Origin of the sequence: Cognaticolwellia mytili (assembly GCF_002104475.1) — a bacterium.
Taxonomy (GTDB): Bacteria; Pseudomonadota; Gammaproteobacteria; order Enterobacterales; family Alteromonadaceae; genus Cognaticolwellia; species Cognaticolwellia mytili.
Genome location: NZ_NBOF01000005.1, coordinates 437960 through 444388 on the forward strand (window position 1 = coordinate 437960; position 6429 = coordinate 444388).

7 protein-coding genes are annotated in these 6429 nt (G+C 37.7%); 6 read left to right on the forward strand and 1 reads right to left on the reverse strand.

Annotation, left to right across the window (positions count from 1 at the left end):
- Nucleotides 1-138: 138 nt before the first annotated feature.
- The 6 genes from B7C41_RS17660 to B7C41_RS17685 all read left to right on the forward strand — a co-directional run bounded on the left by B7C41_RS17660 (nt 139) and on the right by B7C41_RS17685 (nt 5469).
- Nucleotides 139-1770 (forward strand): acyl-CoA synthetase, encoded by a 1632-nt coding sequence (locus B7C41_RS17660; protein WP_085300269.1) that lies wholly within the window; start codon nt 139-141, stop codon nt 1768-1770.
- Nucleotides 1771-1907: 137 nt separating this feature from the next.
- On the forward strand, nt 1908-2453 hold the full coding sequence (locus B7C41_RS17665) for an L-threonylcarbamoyladenylate synthase (protein ID WP_085300270.1): 546 nt from the start codon (nt 1908-1910) through the stop codon (nt 2451-2453).
- On the forward strand, nt 2450-3358 hold the full coding sequence (gene hemF / locus B7C41_RS17670) for an oxygen-dependent coproporphyrinogen oxidase (protein WP_085300271.1): 909 nt from the start codon (nt 2450-2452) through the stop codon (nt 3356-3358). The genes B7C41_RS17665 and hemF overlap by 4 nt, the downstream gene beginning before the upstream one ends.
- Nucleotides 3359-3601: 243 nt before the next feature.
- On the forward strand, nt 3602-4279 hold the full coding sequence (locus B7C41_RS17675) for an OmpW/AlkL family protein (protein WP_085300272.1): 678 nt from the start codon (nt 3602-3604) through the stop codon (nt 4277-4279).
- A gap of 117 nt (nt 4280-4396) precedes the next feature.
- On the forward strand, nt 4397-5212 hold the full coding sequence (aroE, locus tag B7C41_RS17680; protein ID WP_085300273.1) for a shikimate dehydrogenase: 816 nt from the start codon (nt 4397-4399) through the stop codon (nt 5210-5212).
- Nucleotides 5213-5235: 23 nt separating this feature from the next.
- Nucleotides 5236-5469: a hypothetical protein gene (locus B7C41_RS17685; protein ID WP_085300274.1), complete on the forward strand. Its 234-nt coding sequence runs from the start codon at nt 5236-5238 to the stop codon at nt 5467-5469.
- Nucleotides 5470-5477: 8 nt separating this feature from the next.
- Here the strand turns inward: B7C41_RS17685 and B7C41_RS17690 are convergent, their stop codons facing one another.
- Entirely contained in the window at nt 5478-6023 is a 546-nt protein-coding gene (locus B7C41_RS17690) for a gamma carbonic anhydrase family protein (RefSeq protein ID WP_085300275.1), read from the reverse strand.
- Between the last annotated feature and the right edge of the window lie 406 nt (nt 6024-6429).

Sequence of the window (6429 nt, forward strand, 5' to 3'; positions counted from 1 at the left end):
TTATTTATTGTCGACAGTATTAGACCAAAGGATAATTTTTAAATTTTAATATACGCGTATGATTATTTGCATATTGAAATACCGAATATAATGAATATGACCCACAAAGTCATTTCGGTAAAATAAGCGAGGAAGGTCATGAATAACATTTATAACCAAAGTTTAGATAAGGTTGCAGCTAATAGCCTACCACTCACACCAATTAATTTTTTAAATCGCACTGCTGATGTTTATCCTGACAAAATCGCCATAATTCATGGCAAACAAGAAATAACCTATGATGAATACCGTAAAAACGTTCGACGACTCGCATCCAGCCTTATTAAGCAAGGGGTAAAATCCGGACAAACCGTTAGTATTATGGCAGCCAATATTCCTGCTTTTCTTGATGCCCATTACGGCGTGCCATTAACCGGAGCCGTGCTTAACTCAATTAATATTCGCCTTGATGCTGAAAATATCGCTTTTATAATGGATCACGGAGAGTGCGATGTGTTACTGACTGACACTGCATTTTCTGGTGTGATTAAACAAGCACTTGCAATTTCAAAACGTAAACCTCTAGTGATTGATATTGATGATATTGAAGGGCCAGGTGGTGAGCGACTTGGTACTCTTGAATATCAAGAGTTATTAGCGCAAGGCGATGAAAACTTTGAAGGCACGTTAATTCATGATGAGTGGCAAGCGCTAGCATTGAATTACACTTCAGGTACTACGGGTAACCCTAAAGGCGTAGTTTATTCGCATCGCGGGGCATATTTAAATGCCATTGGTCACAATTTTATTTGGCCGACGGATAGCAAAACTGTTTATTTATGGACGTTACCTTTATTTCATTGTAACGGTTGGTGCTTTCCTTGGACTATTGTTGCCGTGGGTGGCACGCAGGTTTGTTTGAGGCAAGTAGAGGTAGGGGCAATTGTTAATGCCATGATTGAGCATAAAGTCAGTCATTTTTGTGGTGCGCCTATTGTGCTAAATATGATCCTAAATGCTGATGAGGGTTTGCTTGCGCAATTACCAAAAAATATAAAAGCCATGACTGCAGGCGCGCCGCCGCCAGCTGCTGTTATTAAAGGTATTGAGAATTTAGGGATCGATATTACTCAAAGTTATGGCTTAACGGAAGTGTATGGACCATGCGTTGTGAGTGAATGGAAAGATGAATGGAATGATCGTAGTGATGATGAAAGGGCAGCGTTAAAAGCCCGCCAAGGTGTTCGTTATCCTACTCAAGAAGAAGTTGATGTGCTTAACCCTGATACCATGGAGCCTGTTCGTGCTGACGGCGAAACTATTGGTGAAATAATGTTTCGTGGCAATACCACCATGAAAGGATATTTGAAAAATGAACAAGCAACTTATGAAGCCTTTGCTCATGGGTGGTTTCATTCTGGGGACTTAGCCGTTAAGCACCCTGATGGCTATATTGAAATTAGAGATCGCTCTAAAGATATTATAATTTCCGGCGGCGAAAACATTTCTTCTGTTGAGGTTGAAGGGGTGTTGTACCAACATCCAGCTATTTTAGAAGCGGCCGTAGTTGCGAAAAAAGATGACAAATGGGGCGAAACACCTTGTGCTTTTGTTGGCGTAAAGCGTGGACACACCTTAACTGAGCAAGAAATCATTCAGCACTGTAGAGAAAACATGGCAGGCTTTAAAGTACCCAAGACGATTGTATTTAGTGAGCTACCTAAGACTTCAACCGGAAAAGTACAGAAATTTGTCTTACGACAAAAGATAAAGGAGTTGTTTGAAGCTTAATAAATCTTAAAGTATTAAACAAAAACGGTAATAGTCATACACTCTTACCGTTTTTTTGTACAAATTATGTTGTTTTTCGTTTAAAAAAGTATAATCACCAACAAATTATTTTTATTAACCAATGATAATAAAACTCAATGACAACAGCGATAGAAACATTTCAACAAGGTGGTATTTTAGCTTACCCGACAGAAGCCGTATTTGGTTTAGGATGCGATCCTGATAATAATGATGCAATTGAAAAACTATTGTCGATTAAATCACGTTCCGCAGATAAAGGACTTATTTTACTGGCAGGTAATTATTCTCAACTATTACCTTATATGGATGAAAGTCAAATACCACAAGATAAACGCTTAACTGTGCTATCTCGTTGGCCTGATGGTATAACCCAATTGGTCGCAAAAGCGCCACAGCTATCTCGTTTATTAACTGGGCGCTTTAATACTATTGCTGTGCGGGTTACTAGCCAACCTGATGTTGTTGCGCTATGTAACGCCACTAATAAGCCAATAGTATCTACTAGTGCTAATTTAAGTGGTCAAACACCTGCTAATACTTGGCAAGACATACCTAACGAGCTCTCTGAAAAAATTGATTTTATTATCAAAGGTAAAACTTTAGGCTTTGATCAGCCTTCCACTATTATCGATGCACTGTCTGGGGACATTATTCGCTCATGAGTACTATAAACATTAACGTTGTTATTGAATTTTTAAAATCATTACAAGATCAAATATGTTCCGAGCTGGAGCTAGCTGATGGTGGTGGTAAGTTTGTTGAAGATGACTGGAAGAGAGCTGAAGGTGGCGGTGGCAGAACTCGAGTGCTAACCAATGGTAATGTTATCGAGCAAGGTGGGGTTAATTTCTCTGTTGTTTCTGGTGACAAGTTACCTCCTTCTGCTACAGCGCACCGACCAGAACTTGCAGGTCGAAAGTGGCAAGCCTGCGGTGTGTCGTTAGTTATTCATCCTAAAAACCCTTTTATTCCAACTTCTCATGCCAATGTACGCTTTTTTATCGCAGAAAAAGAAGGTGAAGAACCGGTTTGGTGGTTTGGTGGTGGTTTTGACCTCACACCATTTTATCCGTTTAAAGAAGACGTTGTGCATTGGCACCAAACTGCAAAAAATATTTGTCAGCCATTTGGCGATGATATTTATCCGGCTCACAAAGCATGGTGTGATGACTATTTCTACTTAAAGCATAGAAATGAAACTCGTGGTGTTGGTGGTTTATTCTTTGATGACCTTAATAAGTGGGAGTTTGATAAATGTTTTGACTACATGCAGGCTGTTGGTAAAGGTTTTATTGATGCCTACGTGCCTTTAATGGCAAAGCGCAAAGAAACACCATTTACTGATAGTCATCGTCAATTTCAATTATACCGTCGTGGTCGTTATGTTGAATTTAATTTAGTGTTTGACCGCGGTACTTTATTTGGCTTGCAATCAGGTGGGAGAACAGAGTCAATATTGATGTCGATGCCACCATTAGCGCGTTGGGAATATAATTTTCAAGCTGAAGCCGGAAGTGCTGAAGAAAAGTTACAAGATTATCTTGTACCTCAAGAGTGGTTATTATAATTAGATTATTCTCTTTATAACGCACAAACGATTAATGAGCGAAAAACTTCGCTGTTAACACATTGTTTGTGCGTTTAATCACAAAAATTGATGCCTTAATGTAGAGTCACCATATAAAACCACAATTTATTTACGGTTTCTCACAAACCTTGTGCTAGATCAATTACTCTAGTATTTCGCAGGCGTAAAATTACCTTATTGAAAATCTAATATTCTTTATATATAACAAAAGGTAATGCTCTCATGAAAACATCAGTAATTAATGGATTAATTCTTTCCGCTCTTACATTATCTCCACTGGCTCTTGCAAACCAAGCTGGTGATTTTATTGTTCGTGGCGGTGCAACGAATATTACACCAGATAGTGGCAAATCTAACATTATGTTAGCGGGTGCTGATTCAACAATGACATTAACCGTTGATGACAATACTCAATTAGGTTTAAATTTTGTATATTTTTACAATAGCAATTGGGCTGTTGAATTATTAGCAGCAACACCTTATACCCATGACGTTACTATTCAAGATAAAAACGCTGTTCTTGGCGTTGATGGTGCAAACTTAGGTGAGGTATCACACTTACCACCAACACTAAGTGCACTATATTACTTTGATACAAACTCAGCATTTAAACCTTATATTGGTGTTGGTATTAACTATACGGTGTTTTTTGATGAAGAATTTGCAGAAGCGCCTAAATCATTAGGCTTAAGTAACTTAGAATTAGATGGCTCATTTGGTTTATCTGCACAAATCGGTGCAGATTATCATTTAGACGAAAAGTGGTCGTTAAATGCTTCTATTCGATATATCGATATTGATGCTGATGCGACGTTTGATGTTGGCGGAAATAACGTTGGTAAGGCGGATATCAATGTAGATCCTATGGTTTACTCATTAATGTTAGGCTACAAGTTCTAATTTAATTCTTAGCCAGATAGAATCGATATAAAAAGCAGTAATTCAATTACTGCTTTTTTGTGTTCATATTTTAATAACTACGGTAACCTACCGCTAAACACTCAAGTTAATAATCTCATGAAGCAATTTCGCGTTTTCGGCAATCCTATAGCTCAATCTAAATCACCTTCTATTCACCAACAGTTTGCCGTGCAAACTGCACTAATGATGAACTATGAAAGCGAGTTAGTTGAATTAGAGCAATTTGATATCGCCGTAAAAAAGTTAATAGCAAATGAAGGTAAAGGTGCTAACGTAACTGCGCCATTTAAAGAGCAAGCATTTGCATTGTGTGATGAGCTTAGTGAAAGAGCTAAATTAGCCGGTGCTGTTAATACTTTAATATTTTCTAACGGGCTTATTTATGGTGATACTACCGATGGTTTGGGGCTAGTAAATGATCTCCTTAGACATCATGTTCAATTAAAAGCGAGTAAGATATTGTTGCTTGGTGCTGGTGGTGCGGCTAAAGGAGTCGTGCAATCATTATTGGAGCAATTTCCGCAGTCGCTAACTATTGCCAATAGAACATTAAGCAAGGCGGAAGCAATCGCTGAGCAATACCCCAAAGCCGATGTTAGTGCTATTACTTTCGAAGATACAGAACATCTGGTCTTTGATATTATTATCAATGCTACTTCTGCCGGTTTATCCGGTGCAAGTTTACCTATATCAGACCAAACTATAAAAAACGCAGACACCTGTTACGATATGGTTTACGGTACAGAATCAACTGCATTTTTAAAGCAGGCAAAATTATTACGTGTTGATAACATCATTGATGGGTTAGGCATGTTGGTAGGGCAGGCGGCAGAAAGTTTTTATTTATGGAATAATATTCGACCAGATGTCGAGCCTGTTTTAATGTCTTTAAGAGCAGAATTAAACCAATAGATGAAAATAGTAGGTAATTAGCAATGAACCAAGCCATTTTATTTAATGATGATTTACATTTTAATAAGCAGCATGATGCTTGGTCTTTTACTGGACAAGTTTCAGGCCAAAGAATGACTATTTTCTTCCATTCAATGCAACTGAAAAGTTTGTCTTCAATAGACAATTGCTTAAAGTATGACTTAGAAGAAGTAACTGAACTCTGGCTCGAAAAGAACGAACCAGAGGGAGATGAAATACATATCAATATGAGATAAAAGCAGAACTAACAATTATCCGTTAAGTACTCATCTTTTAATTCAACATAGTTTATTGCTGATTGTTTTAGAAAGCTTGATTCACCCTCTTTTAATTCTCTAACTTGCTTTACAGGGTTACCAACATATAAATAGCCGCTTTCTAGCACCTTATTCGGTGGTACTAAGCTACCTGCACCAATAAATACATCATCTTTAACAACAGCGCCGTCCATAATAATGGCACCCATACCAACAAGAATACGATTTCCTAAAATACAACCGTGCAGCATGCACTTGTGACCAACCGTTACATCATCGCCTATTACTAACGGATTTCCATCTGGATTATTAGTACTCTTTCTTGTGACATGAAGCACGGTACCGTCTTGTATATTGGTTCGAGCGCCGATGGTAATTGTATTTACATCGCCTCGAGCAGCAACTAAAGGCCAAATACTCGAATTGCTGTCTAATGTAATATCACCTACTAGTACAGCCGATTGGTCGACATAGACGTCTTCACCTAATATAGGAGTAATATTACGGTAACTACGTAAGTTATTTTTATGCATAAATTTTAGTTATAGTGGTTTGGTGTAGTCATATTAGCAAAAACAAACATTAAATAGTCTTTTTCACTTAAGAGGTAACACTAATTGTAATTGTAACTAGAATAATCGATATTAGTAGAGCATATTCTTCTGCCGTAATTTACCGCATATCGAACAGAATAAACCCAATCATAGCAAGGGTTGTACAATTAAAAGGCAAACGATTCACTTTATGATATTTAATTGAAATTAAGTGTTGACGTGCTCTGAAAAATCGCCATAATGCGCTCCACTTCTTCGGGGCAACCCAAGAAGCTTGTTTTAAAGAGTTAACTACACTGGTTTAAGCCAAAGTAGCTGACTTAACGTTATAAAGTAGGGTTTTGAATCTTCTAAAAAGAAAGTTCAAAAAAACGAAATAAAATGT

Bases quoted from the DNA above. Each gene is read 5' to 3' on its own strand.
- B7C41_RS17660 (WP_085300269.1), top strand. From the start codon at position 139: ATGAATAACATTTATAACCAAAGTTTAGATAAGGTTGCAGCTAATAGC.
- B7C41_RS17665 (WP_085300270.1), top strand. From the start codon at position 1,908: ATGACAACAGCGATAGAAACATTTCAACAAGGTGGTATTTTAGCTTAC.
- hemF (WP_085300271.1), top strand. From the start codon at position 2,450: ATGAGTACTATAAACATTAACGTTGTTATTGAATTTTTAAAATCATTA.
- B7C41_RS17675 (WP_085300272.1), top strand. From the start codon at position 3,602: ATGAAAACATCAGTAATTAATGGATTAATTCTTTCCGCTCTTACATTA.
- aroE (WP_085300273.1), top strand. From the start codon at position 4,397: ATGAAGCAATTTCGCGTTTTCGGCAATCCTATAGCTCAATCTAAATCA.
- B7C41_RS17685 (WP_085300274.1), top strand. From the start codon at position 5,236: ATGAACCAAGCCATTTTATTTAATGATGATTTACATTTTAATAAGCAG.
- B7C41_RS17690 (WP_085300275.1), bottom strand. From the start codon at position 6,023: ATGCATAAAAATAACTTACGTAGTTACCGTAATATTACTCCTATATTA.